This window comes from Acinetobacter silvestris (genome assembly GCF_002135235.1).
GTDB lineage: Bacteria > Pseudomonadota > Gammaproteobacteria > Pseudomonadales > Moraxellaceae > Acinetobacter > Acinetobacter silvestris.
Map to the genome: position 1 here is coordinate 704,168 of NZ_NEGB01000001.1, position 16,931 is coordinate 721,098.

The following is a 16,931-nucleotide window of genomic DNA, read 5'->3' on the forward strand; positions in this document are numbered from 1 at the left end:
ATTTAATCAAAACTTAGGTCAAGTTTTGATTAGAACTCTAACTATCCATTAAGTAACTTATTTTAAGGAAATCATTTGAAAACTTTATTCAGCCTATCATTCATGGCTTTTGTATTGATGGGATGCCAATCCTACGCTTTGAAACAACCAACTACATCGGCAGCACTAGATTTAAAAAATCCTGAAAAAAGGGTTTTATGCGATCAATATATTTGCGCAAACTCAGCAGGTGTTTCTAAAGAGTTGACTATAAAATATTTAGGCCAAAAGCAGGCCGATCGCATTTTTTCTCAAGGTGAGTTTGATCATACTCAGTTTACATTTGAAAATGGTATTTTTTGCGATACCAATACCAAGACATGCCATATTGACCGCTACTACAATGCCTCAGGTAAACACAGTGCTATCGCACCAAAGTATACCTCTGCATTATTTGGTCAATAATCACTGAATATTTTGATCAGCAATTGATTTGATATAAATGACCTTTTAAATGATTCAAAGCAAATCAATGCCAAAATACCGTAAAATTCCAGCCCAAAGTAAGAAAATCAAGACCGTAAGCACACAACAAATGCTGAGTGATATCCAAAAACCATAACGCTGATAAAGTATAGGAAATCCTAAAAACATCGGCAAAGTGGGTATCACATACCAGAAAGTGTACCAAGCATGATTTGAAATTTTCTGCGGATTTTGATTTTCAAGTTTCATCCAGATGAGAACCAATACCGTTACAATAGGCAATGCTGCGATTAGCCCTCCTAGGCGATCGCTACGCCTTGCAACTTCCGAGATAAGTACGACCATAGCTGCCGTTATAGCGTACTTCGTAATCAGCCAGATCATTTATATCTCCTATAAATCTATAAAGTCTTTTTTATAGACAACTAAAATAAGCTATTTAAGCCATCCTAGATTTTTTAAATCTTAGAACTACGACTATATTCCCTTCATTCAATATAATAGTGCTGATATGAAATGTACTATAAAATAAATAGACCATTACACGAGTTAAAATTATTAAAGAAAACCGAATATATAAGACTTTTTAAAAAGTGAGCTAAGATCATATAACTTAGATTAAATAAGCAATCTCAATATGATGAATTTTTTAAAAAGAAAGAATTACTGAGCCGTTTAATACGACTTTTGTCATTTTAACGATTCATATCAGTACTAATAATTTGAATAATACTTTTAATTAAGCCTATTTTTCCGATGCTTGAACATGGATTATTCATCAATAATATCAGCAAAATTTGCCCTTAAAACCTGACTTAAATCTAAAGGATTTAGTTCAATATCCAATCCTCTCTTACCACCACTTACATACATTTTATTAAGGCTTTTTACACTTTCACAAATGACGGTTCTCAGACGTTTTTTTTGTCCTATTGGGCTAATTCCACCGACCAAATAACCGGTTAAACGCTCTGCAACTTTTGGATCAGCCATATGCAATTTTTTGCAACCAAAAGCACTAGAGACTTTTTTTAAATTAAGTTGATAATTGACAGGTAAAATAGCAATAAAGAAGTTTTTATCATCCATAAACAACATTATCAAAATCTTTACAAATTAAGAAAAACCAAAAACAAAATATAATTTATAAAAATCAAACATTTACAAAATTAAAACAAACCTAACCAAAGTATACAAAATCATATTTTGTGAGTATCTATATTTTTTTCAAAACTTTTATGAGTTACTCACTATGCTACAGACACTAAAATAAAAAGCCTTAAACCACATGATAAGACCTATAGAATAGCTGATCATAATGAACTTTGCATTGAAGTCAGCCCTAGCGGCACAAAGCTTTGGCGTTATCGATATAGATATGATGGAAAAGTTTAATGTTAAGCCTTGGAGAATACCCTCTCATTGGCTTAGCTGATGCACGTAAGGCTAGAGATCAAGCCAAATACTCCTTGAAGATGGTATAAATCCTTCACAGAATCGTAAGCAACAAAAAATTGAAGCCCAAATAATTAGCGTAAATACTTTTAAATTAATTGCTAATGAGTATATAAACGAAATGTTAGCTAGTCGCTCTGATGGCTACATTAGCAAATTTAAAAAATCATTAGAACTTGATATTCTACCCGTAATAGGCGAAAAAAATGTAAAAGATATTACCTCAGCAGATGTCTTATACATTATTAAATCAACCGTTAATCGTGTAAGAACTACAGGAAAGCGTGGTACTGGTGAAGTTACGGCAATGAATAATCAAAAGATCATTGGATCTGTGATGCGATATTCTATTGCAACATTGAGAGCTGAAAATGATCCAACATACGCAGTCCGTGGTGCGGTATCACGCCCTGAAATTGAACATGCACGACCACTCACTGGAGTGGAGCAAAAACATTTTAGAAGTGGATTAGATAATTTCAAAGGTTCCATTACTGTCAGAAATGCTCTCCTTACCATGGCATATACAATGCTTCGCTCAATTGAAATTTAACGCATGAAATGGAGTTATGTTGATTTTGATGCAAAAACTATTACTTTTCCAATCTCAACACGAAGTAATAATCAAGAGCGAACTACGAAGAAAAATAGAATTCATTTAGTTCCTATGTCCAATCAATTATTTAACCTATTAAATGCACAATATTTAGAGTCTGGTAACAAAGAGTTTGTTTTCCCTACTGTATATGGCGGTAATTCCGATGTCATTGGTAGCACCACACCCAATATTGCGCTAAAAAATATGGGGCTCAAAACAGTTACTGCACATGACTTTAGAGCAACAGCATCAACAATTCTTAATGAATATAATTTTGATGAAAATTGGATAGAAAAACAATTAGCACATGCAGATCAAAACAAAACACGAGCATCTTACAATCATGTTAAATATTTAGAGCAACGCAGAGATATGCTTCAACAATGGGCTGATATCATTGATGGTTGGAAGGAATAAAATAAAAACATGGCTCTACTTTTACATACAATTTACGATTAAAAATGGTGAGCCTTTTTACAAAGAAACTGGTTGGTCTATAAATAAAAAAATGGATTAAACAGTGATATATAAACTAACCACTATCTGAGCGGTTAGTTTAATTGAGATAATACTAATTATTGCAAATATCCTTAGTCCCTACGGGATAAATAAAAGAGAACTTACTCTTGTCTGTAATTAGATCAACTGATAAATCTTTACCTATATTAGGTGAAGTAGCCTCAACACCATAAGATGACATATTCATTTCAAAAGACAAGTTTGCTATTTTTTGAGGGTGGGTCGATATATACCCCTTATTAACCCCATTATAGATAACCCCCATTTGCTTGGTATTTTGATTTATATAAATACCAATTTGTTGATAACCATCACTCGTTGATGTAACTGGTACTTTAATTAAATTTAGAGCATCCAACATACCTTTATTAATTGCTTCTTCACCTTTGACTCATCTGAATAACAAGCAGTCAGCAGTAAAAAACTAATAAATAATATTTTTTTCATCTGATTTCTTTTTTTATAAAAGTTGATTATAAAAAGACAAAAAAGCACAAGCAAGAAGACTCTAGCTTGTGCTTATAATATTATGTTTTAAAACTACATAGGTAGTTACTCTTTTAAAGGTTTAGAATAAAAAGAGATTTTTCCAATAGTTATTCCAGCATCATTTTGTTGTGTGAATACTGGTTTTGTTGTTAAATCTGTAGGCTTAAAAATAAGTTGGAGTTGATCAAAATTAGTAGCTCCAATTTCTTTCAAATTATCTGAAATATTTAATTGAACATCATTAAGTTTTGCCCCTGAATGATGACCATGACCTCCTTCATCAACTCCAAAATATGAGAATGTCATTAAATAACTCTTTTTAGAGTTCTCTTTATTAACCAAATAAACACCATAGGTTAATAGAGGATTATTCTTTAACTCTATATTTTCAAGCTTTAAAAAACTTTCAGCAGGTTTATTATTAAGATTAAATTTTAAGTTTTTTGCAGGTGCCGCAAGATTAATTTTTTCCGGCATTTGACCCAATATCGCTGTTGATTTTAAATCAAAACTCTCATGACTACCCAATGGACTTGAAATTGCTTTAAGCGCACCTAATGAGTGTTCTGTGTTTTTCAAATCAAGATCATCATATTTAGGCATATATTCAGGGCTAAATGCATCAGCTACTTTTACAGTGACTTTATTGCCATTTTCATCGACAAAAATCATTTCTTTTTCAAACCATGCAGGATCCATTCCTAGGTTATTTTTTACCCATTCAAGTGTAATTTCTTCTCCATTACTTTTTGTTTCCATCCATTTTTGCCATAATCGGTCAATATTCCGATGATGTAAATAAAAGATTGGATCATTCCCTGCTGCAGGAACAAGTCCTATGTATGGAGCAATACAATTAGCACCAACTCCACAATGCATCATTCCATGTGGATTTCCTTCAATTTCGTTTGAAAAACCTTTTATACCTTTTTCATTTTTTTCTTTTGAAAAGAAATCTACTGCTTCAAATGCATTTGAAGCCAATATATCAACACCATCCCCTTTTCCATTCATGTAAGCAGTAATTCTTTGCTGTCCTGTATTTAAACCCTTGGTGCGATATTGGCTATATACTGAACTGGCCGGCTTGGTAAATTGTGTTGGTAAAGCTACAGAAAAAGTTTCTCCATCGTAATTGTCTTCATATTTCCAATATGGCAATTGGAACTCAGTACTGCCACTCGCTTTTTTCAGTGTTTTATTAAAGAAATGTAAATAGAGTCGATGCCAAGGTAGAAACATATCACTACCATGTGGGCAGCTTCCCCAAACATCTTGTGCAATTTTATCATCTGAGACGGTTTGATTACGAATAGCCGTATAGTATTTTGTATACGTTATACAAAGTTCTATTTCTTCTTTCGATTTATTTTCGAAAGCTTCACTAAAACAATCCCCTACTTTATTTTTAATAGTATCTTTTAATACTTTTGCATTTGGATCAGTTGATAGGTCTTTAGCAAAATAACCATGTATATTTGCCCAATACTGTAAACTAGTCCTAAAATCCTTTGAATCATGAGCAGCATTATTACGCTTTTTCATCTCGTCAAAAGCTTTATCTAAGCTCTGTATATTTTTTGGATTTTTTGCAAAATTTTCATAACTTTGAATATCAGCGAAAGCTACGCCTTGCATTAAAAAAAGAAGGCTTCCAGCACCAAATCCCATAATATTTTTTTTCATTTTTATTTTCCCCATAAAAATTGAACAATAATTAAAACACAGATATGATAAATTTTATATTTATTTCAAATATTTAAGTCAAATTAGAGTTTTCATGAAGCCAAAATTAACAATCTTGCTTTTTAACATGCTAGCACTTTCAATAAGTATTTCACCCACGGTTTATGCAAAGTCAGTGGTTATTATTAACCCAAATGAGTTCCAATTGAGTCCCAATGGAAAGCCACTAGAACTAAATGTTCAAATGAAAAAAGGCGAAATTTTCAATCCAAATCTTGGAAAATTTGATGAAGTTGAGCTTCGACAGTATCTCGATGGAAATAGTCAAAATACAGAAAATAATTCTCTAGTTGCTCCTACTATTCGAACTCAACCAGAAGCATATTTAAAAGTTCAACTAAATAATAAATTAGATAATGACGAATGCAAAAAACAAGATGATCACAATACTCCTCATTGTTTTAATAATACAAACTTACATACTCACGGTTTAGCTGTAAATCCAGGTTATTTTAAAAAACCTGACTCCAAAGATACCGGTATTGCAAGTGATAATGTTTTTATTAATATAAAGCCTAATACATCACAACCATTTCAATTTGAAATTCCCAAAAATCATCCTGCAGGTACATTTTGGTATCATCCGCATCTACATGGCTCAACAGCACTACAAGTATCTAGTGGCATGGTTGGTGCACTTATAGTTGAAGGCAATAGATTTCCAAAAATCGATAATAATAATGTTGTCCAAGTCGGTGATATTGATATTCTCTTAAAAGATACAGATGAAAAAATTCTGATGTTTCAACAAATTCAATATAATAAGAATGGAAAAATTGATGATTATAGTGAATTAGAAAATCCAACATCTTGGGCTAAATCATCACGTTATACATCAATTAATGGCTTAGTCTTGGGTAAATTAGAAATGACCCAAAATAAATTTTCTCGGTGGAGAATGATTCATGGAGGAGTTAGAGATACTCTCGGTTTAATCATCAAAGAGCTACCAAATTCAGCCGATTTTAGTGATGATAAAGTTATTCAACAATGCCGTGAATATGGTGAATTTATTGATAACAAAGAAAATAAGGACATTGAAAAAATAACGAGATTTAACCAACTCAAATCTATCAATTTTAACACCTTTGCCCATGACGGAATTACTATGGCAGAGACTCAACCAACTAAGCTATCAGTATTACAACCAGGTTATCGCCAAGATGCTTTAATCTCTTTCCCAACAGTAAATAAATATTGTGTTTTTGATACAAAACTAAATGATAAAAATGAAATTAATAAAAACATTTCTAACAAGTTGACAGCACAACTATCTGAAAATCATGATCTATATGCAAAACTTATTAATTGGGTTGATGTTAAAAAATCCACAGAACGAGAAATAAATATTCAAACTTATTTAGCGAATCAAGCAAAACAGAAGGAATTACCTACTCAAATCATAAATCAAATTGCAAAAAATGACCTATCAGCTTTTGCACCATACAAATCGCTAGAAAACGAGCAAGTAAAAAATAATAAGCAAGAATTGAATTTCCATATCGGAAATGGTTTTAAAATTAGTAATAAAATCAATGATATGGATGAAAGTAAAGCATACACAGGTAAACAAGAAGATGTACGTTATCTAAATTTTAAAACTACTGATGATAGTAGTTACATCGACGAGTGGAATTTAACATCTACTCTAGGTGGACACCCTTTTCATATTCATGTAAATCCATTCCAAATCCAAGAAATATTAAATGAGAAGGATGAAGATGTTTCCGGCAATCCCTCTAATGGAGGTCAATATGATGTTCAATTTAATAACCTGAAACATGTATGGAAAGACACTATTTTTGTCCCTAAAGGATATACCGTCATAACACGTACCCAATATGACAATAATCTTCTTGGCGATTTTGTTCTGCATTGTCACATTCTTGATCATGAAGACCAAGGAATGATGCAAGATGTACGTATTTGTGATCCAAATGAAAGCTTAGAGATCTGTAAAGCTAGACCTTTCGCAGGAGACACACCCAAAATTCAGCATTCTCATCATTAAAAAATGAGCCCTCAACTGAGGGCTTTCTCAAACAACTCTCTTTCCACAGCGCGTCGATTCACAAGCCCTGCATCGTCTTATCGCCAGCCTTGACCCAAACATCAAATTGATTTGCTGCAGCTTGATAATCGCCTGCATTGAGTCTTTATGGGTATTACCAGTATTGCTGTTGTAACTCATCTATTAATACATTATTTCGGATAACTAACCTGATTTACTGTTTCCAATATTGAAAAAAATTATAACTTTAATTTAAAATATATAACTTAAACCCTATCTGTATTTAAATAATATATTTTACAAGGAGATACATATGGGCATTAAAATAACAAATAGCTCAGATTTAGCCATACAAGTATGTATAAATAAATGGAGTAATGAAGGGGATACAATGTGGTTTATTGTTCGATCTGGAGCCTCTGAATCTTGGATTAGAGATACCGATAAGCCAATGATTATGCTTGTAGAAAAAGATCAACAAGTCCTTGCTTATTGCGTATATTCAGATAGTCAAGTCATTATAACAAATACAAAAATAACCGATCGAGGTTTAGCAGAACACCCTCTTTCTTAATATAGCCCTAGTATTTTACTTTCTCTTGATATAAAAGCGCCCCTCCAACCAGACTATATGTCCAACTTTTCGGAGGTGCGGTTCACCTGAGGGCTTTCCCAATCTCAATCCATGCATCAACCTGAGCTGAACACTGATTGTATTTAGCCACAGTATCCACTGCCCAAGGTAATACAGATTTACCCTGCCCTGATTCCAGTATTTGAAGATCAGGGCAAGGCTGCATTAAATTAGCTGGAATCACGGGTGATAAGTGAGTTGTCGAGTTGCACCCCGTCAGAATCAATACACGCGTTGTTAAAAACAGGATGCTCAATGATCTTTTGCACTTCACGTGTAACTGTTTCGACTTTGACTCGTTGTTCTGATTTAACTTGCTTATAGTCTGCACTCACTTGGTTAATTTCATTTTGTTTGGCGGCCAATGCCTTTAATTACTTTTGTTCCATTGCTTGAATGGTGGCTTTGCACTTGGCATCAGCTGCTTTGAGCGTTCCGCTTAAATGGTTGGTGTAGGCAAGTTGCGATACCCATAAAATAAAAAAGACCGCTATTGCGATCCATGTTTTAAATTTCCATAAGATTTGAATGATTGGCATTAGAATTCCTCAACTTTAGGAAGATCAACTGTTTGACCTGCTAATCCATGATGACAATCAGATAAAAACTGTATTTTTCCATCAGTGACAAATGAAGGACATTGACTAGGATGCCCCGGCCACTGTGTGCCGATCTCGTGCGCGGGTGCCTGAATATTCAAAGTGACCATCAATGACATTGGCAGAGGTATAGGTGAAATAGGTATCTTGTGGAATATCAGCATCACAGACAATCTGCTGACCATTCCAGTACACAAAGGCGCGAAACACTCCTGCCATTTTGGTCAATACCGTCCAAGCATCCTCCTGACCTTGTTCATATACATTCAAGGTAAAACGGGGTTCTGTTTCACCATGGCCATCTGGTACCGGTTGATCACAGTATTGTGCTAAACGATAGATCGACCATTTATCAATCATGCTTGAATTGATTCGATCACCCAATGCATAGCGCTTGCTGATACAGGCATCATAAAAATGCCATGCTGGATTGTTGGTATATGCGCGTTTAAAGGTACCATCCCATAAACCGCTATAGGTCCGAGCAACAGCGTCATAATTAGAGGGAACGAGGATTTCTACCCCATCACATTCAGCCGCCATTTTCGCTACATTGGAAAATGTTTCTGCATCGTATTGCAAACCCAACAATGCGGTATTCGGATAACGTAACTTGGCATCCATGACTTCAGTGATAGCCTGCACATACATCTTGTCAGAGATAAATTCTGAGCTTGCATTTGGAGTGGTACTTCGAACGCGGATCTGCCAACCAATATTGGCTTTAGGTAAATCAATACGATGTGAACGCTCATAGTTGGCAGCGGTTTTATCTGAAATTTGGGTATTTAACACTTCAACCCATGCAGCACCGTCGGTTTGCACATCCATGACATATTGAATGGTATAACCCTTCACATCGCCATTGTCCTGATTTTGTTCACGCAAGGGTGCCCAGCGTCAGGACAATAAAAAAGCCAACTTGTTTAAGGTCGGCTTCGCTTGGTTAAAACTTGCAAAACGTACCATTTTTGGTACAATTAAATAAAGAGGAGCATGTGATGCCTGTAATACCAATGACCGTGCTGTTCTTTAAGACAGATAGTGGTAGTGAGCCAGTGAAAGAATGGCTAAAAGAATTTCAGCCAATTGACAAAAAAGCCTTAGGTGAAGATATTCGAACCGTTCAAATTGGTTGGCCATTAGGTATGCCACTCGTTAGGAAGATGGATACCAACCTATGGGAAATCAGGATCAATATCTCTTCTGGAATTGCACGCATATTCTTTACTGTTGATGACAACACCATGCTTTTGCTTCATGGATTTGTTAAAAAGTCGCAAAGTACACCAAAGCCCAATTTAGCCTTAGCTAAACAAAGACTTAAACAGTCACGGAGATCATGATGAATAACTTCAACGACCAACATGTTGGCAGTAGTTTCGATGACTTCTTACAAGAAGAAGGCTTGCTTGAAGAAGCTACCGCTGTTGCGATAAAACGTGTTCTTGCATGGCAAATAGCCGAAGCAATGAAAGCTCAAAAGTTAACTAAAACTGCCATGGCTGCAAAAATGCATACCAGTCGAGCATCTCTAAACCGCCTGCTTGATGAAGATGACACCAGTCTTACGCTGACCACACTTGCAAGTGCTGCAAACGCTTTGGGCCAGAAAATTCATGTTGGACTTGTTCCCGCATAGAATATTTTTAAGTTTTAGGCATTAAAAAACCCCGACAGTTAGCGCTATCGGGGTTTTTCTTTGGGTGTAAAAAACCACCTTGTCGATGGTTAATTAATTCTCTCTTATACGTGCATCATTAAATAGCTACCTTGAGTTTGGTTTCCTAATTACTAATATTCCATAAAGGTATATGAAGTGGTTTTTCACATAAATCAGTTTTATAATATGAAAGATACACTTTTAATTTTTTGCTATTTAGGCACTTTTATGAAAAAAAACTCCTCATCAGATGATTTAAAATCAACTACTTTAGGTTGGAAATTTATTGCCATTGTTGCTGTTTTAACTTCCATCTTTTTTACTTTTCTATACTTGGCTATGTCGAGTGAACCAGACTATATGCCTAACCAAAAACGGAAAGCAGCCGCCCTACAAGACACACCTACTAGCACATCACAATTAGTAGAAAAAACATCATCCGAGTGATTATCAAGACAACAAAAATAGGTTGATTTTTAGGCAGCACTTTATTTTCATAATTTGATTAAACAATTAAAGCGTGTTGAGCTACCTGAAGACCTTTGTTGGTGGTTTCATCCAGACTTCAACTCCATTGATCCGATGCTTGACAATAATGAAGAGCGTGGCTATACACCCGAAGAATGGGAACAGCTTCAAGTGAACGGCAATATCGATATTTCAATCGATACATCTGTTGATTTAGAAGAAATTGATTCGAATGCCAATGGTGAGTGGAAGGGATACACACCCACTCCACCAATACCAGAACATTTTTTAATTGCTTCGTTTGATACAGAGCGTTGGGACTATGCGGTTCTTTGGTGGGCTAAGGAGCGTTTACCTGTCTCTGTGCAACAAAGTTTGAAGGAGGTGTCTTGAATGAAATCCGAAAAAGACCACAATCTAATTCAGGCCATTTTTGATGAAATGCAAATTTTAAAAAAGACTTTCACTCAACAAAATGAAAGACGTATAGGTCGTGCAGAGTTTGCGAAATTATTAAATATTGAACCAGAAACATTAGATGCTAGAATTAGAGTTGGTCGTTATACAAAACCACATAAGGATGGTCGAAAGAGTTATTGGCTCAACTCTTATGTTCAGTCTGTAATTTTAGATATTTGATCTAGCGATAAAGCCACCGTTTAGGTGGCTTTTTTATGAGTAACACTTTTGTGAGTAACTTTGTGAGTAACATAACTTTATACAACCAATATTGATCAATAATAATACAGATTATTCATCAATAATATCAGCAAAATTTGCCCCTAAAACCTGACTTAAATCTAAAGGATTTAGTCCAATATCCAATCCTCTCTTACCACCACTTATATACATTTTATTAAGGCTTTTTGCACTTTCACAAATGACTGTTCTTAGACGTTTTTTTTGTCCTATTGGGCTAATTCCACCGACCAAATAACCAGTTAAACGCTCTGCAACTTTTGGATCAGCCATATGCAATTTTTTGCAACCAAAAGCACTAGAGACTTTTTTTAAATTAAGTTGATAATTGACAGGTAAAATAGCAATAAAGAAGTTTTTATCATCCGTAACCATTAATGTTTTAAACACTTCGTTAACATTAAGCCCTAATTTTTCAGCTGCTTCTAAACCAAAACTTTTTGCATTTGCACCATGTACATATTCGTGGATACTAAATTCTATCTTATTTGATTTTAAAATGTTACAAGCAGGAGTCATAAATTTATTGTGAATTGCTATAAGATAAATAATTATATGACTTTTGACAGTATATGTTAAATATACTTAGGCTATTTAATGCTTATTTAGATGAAGTTTTAAACTTTATGATTTACAAGATGATCTTGTAAATCATCCATAAATTAAAAAACCTTTACTCACTCCTCTAAAAATTGTTTTAATACGTTTACTTTTAAAACAATTTACACAATAAAAATTTGGTCGTCCTAATGAATCAAAAATCACTTATTCCACCCGACCCAAATCATCATCAAAGCAATCTAACGACCCTTTCACTTGCGCGTTGCATTGCTTTTTTGACACGTCGTGGTGCCCGACTCCTAACTGGAGCACGTAGTTTATGGATAGGCTGTCAACCCGAATTAAAACAACGCATTTATTATGCCAATCATAATAGTCATATTGACTTCATTCTGTTGTGGTCATCTTTACCAAAATCGATACGACGCCAAACACGTCCTGTGGCAGCTTCGGACTATTGGATGAAAGATGGCTTACGTCGCTTCCTTATCCAAGACACCTTTAATGGTGTCACTATCCAGCGACATAAAGAACAGAATCAAGATCCACTACAACCCATTCATGATGTTTTAGCTCAAGGTTCTTCAATTATCTTCTTTCCTGAAGGAACTCGAAACTTAAATGATGATATCGATTTACTTGATTTCAAAAGTGGCTTGTATAATCTACACCGTCAATTTCCAGAGGTCGAAATTGTTCCTGTATGGATTTCAAACTTAAAACGCGTGATGCCTAAAGGTGCCTTAATCCCCCTTCCTTTATTATCGACTGTATGTTTTGGTCGTCCTCTAGACCAACATTTAGAGATGAATAAAACAGAATTTCTAGCCTATGCCCAACAACAATTACTCAAATTAAAACAGGTTGAGAATCAATGACTCTTGATAATTTAAACCAAACCTATCTTTTATTTGGCATATTTGCAGCAATTTTAATTTTTGCCTCATCAGTGGGCTTTATCTTAAAGAAAAAAACGGGAAATAAACCTTCAAGTGTAATCGACAATTTAAATGCACGTATCAATGCATGGTGGGTCATGCTAATTGTCATTGGTACTGCCATTTTATTGGGCAAGGTTGCCTTTATCGTATTGTTTGGTTTAATTTCACTCTTTGCTTTACGAGAATTTATTAGCTTATTGCCGACTCGACGAGGTGATTATTTCCCCTTACTGATCGCATTTTATTTCGTCATTCCTTACCAATATTATTTAATTTATACAGACTGGTACGGCCTATATTCTATTTTTATTCCGCTGTATGTATTTTTATTAATTCCAATCGCCAGTTTAAAACAAGAAGATACCACTCATTTTTTAGAACGTAGCGCTAAAATTCAATGGGGACTAATGGTCAGTGTATTCTGTATTTCACATGTTCCTGCACTGTTAAATTTAAGACTCCCTGACTTCGATGGAGAAAAAATTTGGTTAGCGATTTGGCTCATTATGGTAGTTCAAGCTTCAGATGTGCTGCAATATGTTTGCGGAAAATTATTTGGAAAACATAAAGTTGCCCCTGTACTTTCTCCATCTAAAACCGTTGAGGGCCTACTTGGTGGCATTGTTTTAGCTACCGCATTGGGTGTCACAATGTCTTGGTTGACGCCATTTAATTATTGGCAAGCAGCGCTTATCGGTTTTATTGTCTGTATTTTTGGATTCTTTGGTGGATTAGTCATGTCCGCAATTAAACGTGATCGTGGCGTTAAAGATTGGGGACAACTGATTCATGGTCATGGTGGGATGTTAGACCGTATTGATTCTATTTGCTTTTCCGCACCAATTTTCTTTCATATTCTAAGATACTGGTGGAGTTAAAACTTTAAAAACGGTGCTGATTATTGATCTGAATAGAAATGAAGACATTTTTTGCACCGCAGACCGTGCTTATAAAAAAACAAAGGAAAACCCAAGAATATAAAAACAAGAAATGCTGATCTTTTCCCTTGTGTATAAGGTTCAATTTCGGGACTTCCACAGGCTGGACAGTGCTCTACTGGTATTTCGAAGTGTTGTACCACCTCGTGACTAAAATCCTGATGGATAAGTGAATATGCTTCTTCTTTAAAGCTTTCAGGAACAGCAAGTCTAACGCCTCCTATCGCATTGGAATATAACCAATTCATATTAATAGTATGTTCATTTTCAATATATGAGGGAATATCGCATGAATCTAGCTTTGCTTTTGCAATTTGTGCCTCATATGGAAATGAATAGCTTTCGATCACAACCCAGCCCATTTTTTCTCCTTTAAATTAAATTCAAACGATAATTTTATAGGTCATCACTTGAATAGATTATTAAAAACAACACAATAAAAAAAGAGAGTTGTGTAAAAACGTGACCACACCTTGACTCTATATATTTAGCCCATTACCATGATTTTTCTTAGAATCTTGCTATTTCGGTTTTTATTTTGCTTACAGCTAATCAACTTACTCAATCAAAATCATCAAACCAATTATACTTTTTAAAAGCAATGATTATTGCAGTGAGTATCTTCAGTATTGCAGGATGCTCATCTTTAGGGGGGGTTCAGTTGAAAAACGGGCAAAAAAACTATCCAAAGGGATTCAAAGTGCCTATTCAGTTACTCCCAATACGGCTAATCGTATCTCACCGATGATTGTTCAAAGTGCAGATCAATACCATGTGGATCCTCTTCTCATAGCAGCAACGATTCGACAAGAATCCAGTTATAGAAGTAATGTTATGTCATCTGCTGGAGCTGTAGGTTTAACGCAAATCATTCCTCGATATTGGCAACAATCTTGTCCAGGAGATTTATTTGAGGAATCAAATAATATTAATTGTGGTGCTTCTATTTTAGCAAAATATAATCAGTCTGCAGGTAGTTGGGAAAAAGCATTAGCTTATTACAATGTTGGACCGACGGCTTATAATACCAATCACAAAATGAAAAAACAGGGTAAAAAGTACGCGAAGCAAGTCAAGAAACATGAAAAAGTCTTAAAAAAAGCACTGTAATGCCTATTTAATATTACTAATATTTAAACTAAAAAGCCTTGGGTAAACCAAAGCCTTTAGTGAAAATCATGTATTCAAGCGTTAAGGTTTAACTTGTTTGGACTACAGTTGTTTCAATTTTAACTGTACTTTTAGCAGGCGCAACACGAATTAAAGAAATTGCAAATGCAGCGATAACTAAAGGAATAGCCACTGCAATAAAGTTCCATTTATGTGGAAGCTCCATGCCTAAAATCATGCCAATCACAATCGGACCAACGATTGCACCAATACGACCCACAGCAGATGCCCAACCTATCCCCGTTGAGCGTACTGCTACTGGATAATACTGTGCAACATAACTATAAAGTAAAATACTACCCCCTATCGCGGAAGCACCAGCAAATGCAACCAAGATATATAAAATTGCTGGTGGAGAATTGAACCCTAAACCGAATAAAGCCAATGCGCCTATTAAAGTCATGCTAATCAGTACAGGTTTCAAATGGAATTTATCAGCTAATATTCCGCCACCAATAGTTCCAATGACAGCCCCTACATTCATAGAAAGTAAAAACAATAAACTACTGCCCAAAGAATAACCTGCTGCCATCATCAATTTTGGTAACCAGCTACCTAATGCATAAAGCACAAGGAGGCACATAAAAAATATTAACCAAAACAAGAAAGTTCCTGCAGCACGTTTTTCTGTAAATAATGCTTTCACTGAAGAACTTTGTGATTGATCAGTATCCGCTAAAACCAATTTAGCATTGGGCGATAAAGCCGTTGAAGGTTCAATTTTTTCTAAGAATTTTCTTGCTTGCTCATGATGATTTTCTTTTACCAAGTAAGTTAAAGATTCAGGTAAAAATTTCCAAAATAAAGGTGTGAATAATAATGGAATACCTGCAATATAAAACATGATTTCCCAGCCATATGATGATGTAAACCATGTCCCACATAATGCAGCCATAATTCCACCTACGGCATAACCACTAAACATGGTGGTTACCAAAGTGCTTCGTAAACGCTGTGGTGCATACTCATTGGTTAATGCCACTAAGTTCGGTAACACACCACCAATGCCTAAGCCTGCAATAAAGCGTAATATTCCAAACTCTGTTGGATTTGAAGCAAAACCACCCAAAAATGTAAACCCACTAAATAATGTGACACAAATTAACACAACTTTTTTGCGACCAATTTTATCTGCTAACATTCCGAAGAGCATTGCACCAAACATCATACCTGCAAGTGCAGTACTGGCAAGCATTCCAGCTTGTACAGCTGTCATTCCCCATTCCTTCATCAGCAAGGGTAAAACCACACCATTAATCGCCAAATCATAACCATCAAATAAAACTATAAATAAACACCAAAGAATTAATTTTGTATGAAATAGCTTAAATTTTGAATTATCAATTATCGTATTTACATTTATTGCCGTCATTGACATTTTCCTCACCTCCAGTTGTGAGACTTAATATCAACATACAATGAATCCAGATTCATTTTTTGTCTAAAACCCATAAGGTATGGATTTATACTAAATAAGTATTTAAATGAATTATTGGCGTAAAATATCACCAAATATTTGATTAAATTAGTAGAACAAAGAGTTTATTATATGAAAAGTGTAACAAAGCATAAATTAATATCAATATTAATCAATTGATTATCTTTTAAACACCCAGCAATTAGACCATAGATATATAAAATTGAAGAATGATGTTTCTAAATTCTAATGTTGATCTATTTTTTATTTTATTCCCCTTTATTCCGTACATATTTCCCATAAAAAAACACCCCAACTGTTAAGTTGGGGTGTTTTTAGAATTAATGAGCTGGCGATGACTTACTCTCACATGGGTAACCCCACACTACCATCAGCGCTAAGAGGTTTCACTTCTGAGTTCGGGAAGGGATCAGGTGGTTCACTCTTGCTATTGTCGCCAGCACAACTGTTTATGCTTACTCGCCAAGGTCTTATTGAATGCCTAGCTTTCGTCAAATGAGTTATTAACAGAAATATTTGAGTTGAAGTTTAAGTATT

At 34.8% G+C, this 16,931-nt stretch carries 16 protein-coding genes, 1 rRNA gene and 7 pseudogenes; 12 read left to right on the plus strand and 12 right to left on the minus strand.

From position 1 onward, the window contains the following. The first annotated feature begins 75 nt into the window (after positions 1-75). A complete protein-coding gene (locus tag B9T28_RS03350) occupies positions 76-444 on the plus strand; it encodes a YcgJ family protein (protein ID WP_252053427.1) in 369 nt (122 codons plus the stop codon). 54 nt (positions 445-498) lie between these two features. Here the strand turns inward: B9T28_RS03350 and B9T28_RS03355 are convergent, their stop codons facing one another. After that, positions 499-849 carry a DUF3147 family protein gene (locus B9T28_RS03355; RefSeq protein ID WP_086202515.1) on the minus strand — a complete coding sequence of 117 codons (351 nt, stop codon included), beginning with the start codon at positions 847-849 and terminating at the stop codon, positions 499-501. A 387-nt stretch (positions 850-1,236) separates the two neighbouring features. Further along, positions 1,237-1,563, minus strand: a pseudogene (locus B9T28_RS03360) (aminoacyl-tRNA deacylase); the annotation flags it as partial. Between the two features lie 171 nt (positions 1,564-1,734). Here B9T28_RS03360 and B9T28_RS03365 point away from each other — a divergent pair. After that, positions 1,735-2,935: pseudogene (locus B9T28_RS03365) on the plus strand (tyrosine-type recombinase/integrase). A 154-nt stretch (positions 2,936-3,089) separates the two neighbouring features. Here the strand turns inward: B9T28_RS03365 and B9T28_RS03370 are convergent. Together B9T28_RS03370 and B9T28_RS03375 are read right to left on the minus strand one after the other, a co-directional pair. Then, the gene (locus tag B9T28_RS03370) at positions 3,090-3,398 is read right to left on the minus strand and encodes a DUF4882 family protein (RefSeq protein WP_086202517.1); all 309 of its coding nucleotides are present in this window, start codon (positions 3,396-3,398) and stop codon (positions 3,090-3,092) included. Positions 3,399-3,589: 191 nt separating this feature from the next. Next, entirely contained in the window at positions 3,590-5,212 is a 1,623-nt protein-coding gene (locus B9T28_RS03375; RefSeq protein ID WP_171263430.1) for a tyrosinase family protein, read from the minus strand. A 94-nt stretch (positions 5,213-5,306) separates the two neighbouring features. Between B9T28_RS03375 and B9T28_RS03380 the strand changes: the two genes are divergently transcribed. Beyond that, entirely contained in the window at positions 5,307-7,283 is a 1,977-nt protein-coding gene (locus B9T28_RS03380) for a multicopper oxidase family protein (RefSeq protein WP_086202519.1), read from the plus strand. A gap of 11 nt (positions 7,284-7,294) precedes the next feature. On the opposite strand, the pseudogene B9T28_RS14970 reads toward B9T28_RS03380, so the two are convergent. Next, positions 7,295-7,428 (minus strand): annotated as a pseudogene (locus B9T28_RS14970) (glycoside hydrolase family protein); the annotation flags it as partial. Positions 7,429-7,596: 168 nt separating this feature from the next. Here B9T28_RS14970 and B9T28_RS03390 point away from each other — a divergent pair. Beyond that, on the plus strand, positions 7,597-7,857 hold the full coding sequence (locus B9T28_RS03390; RefSeq protein ID WP_086202520.1) for a hypothetical protein: 261 nt from the start codon (positions 7,597-7,599) through the stop codon (positions 7,855-7,857). A 230-nt stretch (positions 7,858-8,087) separates the two neighbouring features. Here B9T28_RS03390 and B9T28_RS03395 read toward each other — a convergent pair. From B9T28_RS03395 to gpJ, 3 pseudogenes are all read right to left on the minus strand, one after another. Beyond that, a pseudogene (locus tag B9T28_RS03395) lies at positions 8,088-8,456 on the minus strand (hypothetical protein). Continuing rightward, positions 8,456-8,572: pseudogene (locus B9T28_RS14975) on the minus strand (DUF6527 family protein); the annotation flags it as partial. The pseudogenes B9T28_RS14975 and B9T28_RS03395, both read right to left, overlap by 1 nt. Position 8,573: 1 nt before the next feature. Beyond that, positions 8,574-9,416, minus strand: a pseudogene (gene gpJ, locus B9T28_RS03400) (TipJ family phage tail tip protein); the annotation flags it as partial. 53 nt (positions 9,417-9,469) lie between these two features. Between gpJ and B9T28_RS03405 the strand changes: the two are divergent. The 5 genes from B9T28_RS03405 to B9T28_RS03425 all read left to right on the plus strand — a co-directional run bounded on the left by B9T28_RS03405 (position 9,470) and on the right by B9T28_RS03425 (position 11,286). After that, positions 9,470-9,862, plus strand: a complete 393-nt coding sequence (locus B9T28_RS03405; RefSeq protein WP_252053430.1) for a type II toxin-antitoxin system RelE/ParE family toxin — start codon at positions 9,470-9,472, stop codon at positions 9,860-9,862. Beyond that, positions 9,862-10,158, plus strand: coding sequence for an XRE family transcriptional regulator (locus B9T28_RS03410; protein ID WP_086202521.1), 297 nt, complete (start codon positions 9,862-9,864; stop codon positions 10,156-10,158). The genes B9T28_RS03405 and B9T28_RS03410 overlap by 1 nt, the downstream gene beginning before the upstream one ends. 249 nt (positions 10,159-10,407) lie before the next feature. Then, positions 10,408-10,626, plus strand: a complete 219-nt coding sequence (locus tag B9T28_RS03415; RefSeq protein ID WP_086202574.1) for a hypothetical protein — start codon at positions 10,408-10,410, stop codon at positions 10,624-10,626. A gap of 135 nt (positions 10,627-10,761) precedes the next feature. Beyond that, positions 10,762-11,040: a hypothetical protein gene (locus B9T28_RS03420; protein ID WP_143222593.1), complete on the plus strand. Its 279-nt coding sequence runs from the start codon at positions 10,762-10,764 to the stop codon at positions 11,038-11,040. A 48-nt stretch (positions 11,041-11,088) separates the two neighbouring features. Next, positions 11,089-11,286: a hypothetical protein gene (locus B9T28_RS03425; RefSeq protein WP_252053455.1), complete on the plus strand. Its 198-nt coding sequence runs from the start codon at positions 11,089-11,091 to the stop codon at positions 11,284-11,286. A 111-nt stretch (positions 11,287-11,397) separates the two neighbouring features. On the opposite strand, the gene ybaK is transcribed toward B9T28_RS03425, so the two are convergent. Beyond that, positions 11,398-11,865, minus strand: coding sequence for a Cys-tRNA(Pro) deacylase (gene ybaK / locus B9T28_RS03430; protein WP_086202524.1), 468 nt, complete (start codon positions 11,863-11,865; stop codon positions 11,398-11,400). A 230-nt stretch (positions 11,866-12,095) separates the two neighbouring features. Here ybaK and B9T28_RS03435 point away from each other — a divergent pair, with 230 nt between their 5' ends. Both B9T28_RS03435 and B9T28_RS03440 read left to right on the plus strand, forming a co-directional pair. Beyond that, positions 12,096-12,785, plus strand: coding sequence for a lysophospholipid acyltransferase family protein (locus tag B9T28_RS03435; RefSeq protein ID WP_086202525.1), 690 nt, complete (start codon positions 12,096-12,098; stop codon positions 12,783-12,785). Next, the gene (locus tag B9T28_RS03440) at positions 12,782-13,726 is read left to right on the plus strand and encodes a phosphatidate cytidylyltransferase (RefSeq protein WP_086202526.1); all 945 of its coding nucleotides are present in this window, start codon (positions 12,782-12,784) and stop codon (positions 13,724-13,726) included. The genes B9T28_RS03435 and B9T28_RS03440 overlap by 4 nt, the downstream gene beginning before the upstream one ends. 20 nt (positions 13,727-13,746) lie before the next feature. Here the strand turns inward: B9T28_RS03440 and B9T28_RS03445 are convergent, their stop codons facing one another. Next, complete coding sequence (locus B9T28_RS03445) at positions 13,747-14,148, minus strand: putative signal transducing protein (RefSeq protein ID WP_086202527.1); 402 nt, start codon at positions 14,146-14,148, stop codon at positions 13,747-13,749. 239 nt (positions 14,149-14,387) lie between these two features. Here B9T28_RS03445 and B9T28_RS03450 point away from each other — a divergent pair. Beyond that, positions 14,388-14,896, plus strand: a pseudogene (locus tag B9T28_RS03450) (lytic transglycosylase domain-containing protein). An 88-nt stretch (positions 14,897-14,984) separates the two neighbouring features. Here B9T28_RS03450 and B9T28_RS03455 read toward each other — a convergent pair. Together B9T28_RS03455 and rrf are read right to left on the minus strand one after the other, a co-directional pair. Continuing rightward, positions 14,985-16,334, minus strand: a complete 1,350-nt coding sequence (locus tag B9T28_RS03455) for an MFS transporter (protein WP_086202529.1) — start codon at positions 16,332-16,334, stop codon at positions 14,985-14,987. A 386-nt stretch (positions 16,335-16,720) separates the two neighbouring features. Then, positions 16,721-16,835 (minus strand): 5S ribosomal RNA (gene rrf / locus B9T28_RS03460). Positions 16,836-16,931 lie beyond the last annotated feature (96 nt).

Coding starts and splice junctions, on each gene's coding strand:
- B9T28_RS03380 (WP_086202519.1), top strand. CDS start 5,307: ATGAAGCCAAAATTAACAATCTTGCTTTTTAACATGCTAGCACTTTCA.
- B9T28_RS03410 (WP_086202521.1), top strand. CDS start 9,862: ATGAATAACTTCAACGACCAACATGTTGGCAGTAGTTTCGATGACTTC.
- B9T28_RS03420 (WP_143222593.1), top strand. CDS start 10,762: ATGCTTGACAATAATGAAGAGCGTGGCTATACACCCGAAGAATGGGAA.
- B9T28_RS03455 (WP_086202529.1), bottom strand. CDS start 16,334: ATGTCAATGACGGCAATAAATGTAAATACGATAATTGATAATTCAAAA.
- ybaK (WP_086202524.1), bottom strand. CDS start 11,865: ATGACTCCTGCTTGTAACATTTTAAAATCAAATAAGATAGAATTTAGT.
- B9T28_RS03415 (WP_086202574.1), top strand. CDS start 10,408: ATGAAAAAAAACTCCTCATCAGATGATTTAAAATCAACTACTTTAGGT.
- B9T28_RS03390 (WP_086202520.1), top strand. CDS start 7,597: ATGGGCATTAAAATAACAAATAGCTCAGATTTAGCCATACAAGTATGT.
- B9T28_RS03425 (WP_252053455.1), top strand. CDS start 11,089: ATGCAAATTTTAAAAAAGACTTTCACTCAACAAAATGAAAGACGTATA.
- B9T28_RS03445 (WP_086202527.1), bottom strand. CDS start 14,148: ATGGGCTGGGTTGTGATCGAAAGCTATTCATTTCCATATGAGGCACAA.
- B9T28_RS03370 (WP_086202517.1), bottom strand. CDS start 3,398: ATGTTGGATGCTCTAAATTTAATTAAAGTACCAGTTACATCAACGAGT.
- B9T28_RS03375 (WP_171263430.1), bottom strand. CDS start 5,212: ATGAAAAAAAATATTATGGGATTTGGTGCTGGAAGCCTTCTTTTTTTA.
- B9T28_RS03435 (WP_086202525.1), top strand. CDS start 12,096: ATGAATCAAAAATCACTTATTCCACCCGACCCAAATCATCATCAAAGC.
- B9T28_RS03355 (WP_086202515.1), bottom strand. CDS start 849: ATGATCTGGCTGATTACGAAGTACGCTATAACGGCAGCTATGGTCGTA.
- B9T28_RS03440 (WP_086202526.1), top strand. CDS start 12,782: ATGACTCTTGATAATTTAAACCAAACCTATCTTTTATTTGGCATATTT.